Origin of the sequence: Streptomyces sp. adm13(2018) (genome assembly GCF_008042145.1) — a bacterium.
Lineage (GTDB): Bacteria > Actinomycetota > Actinomycetes > Streptomycetales > Streptomycetaceae > Streptomyces.
In genome coordinates this window covers 187,344-189,149 of record NZ_RDBH01000113.1, presented here as the reverse complement: position 1 = coordinate 189,149, position 1,806 = coordinate 187,344, and the positions used below count along the sequence as shown (strand labels likewise).

Below are 1,806 nucleotides of genomic sequence, written 5' to 3'. Positions count from 1 at the left end.
GTGTGCATGGGTCCAGGATCGGGGACGGGAGCCGCCCGGTCCAGGCCGGTGACCGAGCCGACGGGCCGGAGCCCGCCGCCGCGACGTCCATGTCGTTTTCTCGCCAGCCCGGGCGGCTCCCGTCCCCGATCCTGGACCCATGCACACCGACACCGAGCGCTGCGTACGGGCCGTCCAGTCGAAGGACGCCCGCTTCGACGGCGTGTTCTTCACCGCCGTCCGCACCACCCGGATCTACTGCCGGCCCAGCTGCCCGGTCGTCCCGCCCAAGCCCGAGAACATGGAGTTCCACGCCAGCGCCGCCTCCTGCCAGCGCGCCGGATTCCGGGCCTGCAAGCGCTGCCGGCCCGACACCAGCCCCGGCTCGCCCGAGTGGAACGTCCGCGCCGACGCCGTCGCCCGCGCCGTACGCCTCATCCAGGACGGCGTCGTCGACCGGGAGGGCGTCCCCGGACTCGCCCGCCGCCTCGGCTGGTCCACCCGCCAGATCGAACGCCAGCTCCTCGCCGAGCTGGGCGCCGGACCGCTCGCCCTGGCCCGCGCCCAGCGCGCCCAGACCGCGCGGATCCTCATCGAAACGACCCCGATGCCGCTCGGCGAGATCGCCTTCGCGGCCGGCTTCTCCTCGATCCGCACCTTCAACGACACCATCCGCGAGGTCTTCGCCCGCACCCCCGGCGAACTGCGCGCCCTCCTCGACCTCGACGCCGACCCCGTCGCCGTCGACGAGCGGCTCCGCGCCGACCCGCTGTTCGCCCCGCTCGTCGACGCCGCCCCCGGCCGCCGGGTGCCCGGCACCGTCGACCCCGCCGAGTTCGCCGTCCGGGCCGTCCTCGGCCAGCAGGTCTCCACCGCCGCCGCCCGCACCCACGCCGCCCGCCTCGTCACCGCGCACGGCACACCCGTCGACGACCCCGAGGGCGGACTCACCCACCTCTTCCCGAGCCCCGGGGCGCTGGCCGCCCTCGACCCCGAGAGCCTGGCCCTGCCCCGCAGCCGCCGCACCACCCTCCTCACCCTGGTCCGCGCGCTCGCCGACGGCTCGCTCACCCTCGGCCCCGCGGACGACCGCGAGGAGGCCCGCGCCCGGCTGCTCGCCCTGCCCGGCTTCGGCCCCTGGACCACCGAGATCATCGCCATGCGCGCCCTCGGCGACCCCGACGCCTTCCTCCCCGGCGACCTCGGCGTCCGCCGCGCCGCCGAGGGCCTCGGACTCCCCGGCACCCCGGCCGCGCTCACCGCCCGCGCCGCGCGCTGGCGCCCCTGGCGCGCCTACGCCGTCCAGTACCTCTGGGCGACCGACGACCACCCGATCAACCACCTGCCCAGCGAAGGACACTGACCGCCATGGCCCCCCTCGTCCGGCACACCGTCGTGGACAGCCCGTACGAACCGCTGACCCTCGTCGCCGTCGACGGCGTCCTCAGCCGCCTCCACATGACGGGGCAGCGCCACCGCCCCCCGGAGGAGACCTTCGGCGAGCCCGACCCGCGCCCCTTCCGGGAGGCGATCCGCCAGCTCGACGCCTACTTCGCCGGCGAGCTGACCGAGTTCGACCTGCCCCTGCACCTGGTCGGCACCGACTTCCAGCTCCGGGTCTGGGCCGAGCTGCGCCGCATCCCGTACGGGGAGACGCGCACCTACGGCGAACTCGCCGAGGTCCTGGGCAACCCGGCCGCCTCCCGGGCCGTGGGCCTCGCCAACGGCAAGAACCCCGTCGGCGTGATCGTCCCCTGCCACCGGGTGATCGGCGCGGGCGGCGGCCTCACCGGCTACGGCGGCGGGCTCGACCGCAAGCAGCGCCTG

2 protein-coding genes are annotated in these 1,806 nt (G+C 76.1%); both read left to right on the top strand.

Features of this window, described 5'->3' with window-relative positions:
• Positions 1-139 precede the first annotated feature (139 nt).
• Positions 140-1,342 carry a bifunctional transcriptional activator/DNA repair enzyme AdaA gene (locus EAO70_RS10830; RefSeq protein WP_148002780.1) on the top strand — a complete coding sequence of 401 codons (1,203 nt, stop codon included), beginning with the start codon at positions 140-142 and terminating at the stop codon, positions 1,340-1,342.
• Positions 1,343-1,347: 5 nt separating this feature from the next.
• Positions 1,348-1,806 (top strand): methylated-DNA--[protein]-cysteine S-methyltransferase (locus EAO70_RS10825; RefSeq protein ID WP_148003005.1); only part of this gene is annotated, 459 nt, incomplete at its 3' end.

Excerpts from the sequence above, each read along its gene's own strand:
- EAO70_RS10830 (WP_148002780.1), top strand. The coding sequence starts at position 140 with ATGCACACCGACACCGAGCGCTGCGTACGGGCCGTCCAGTCGAAGGAC.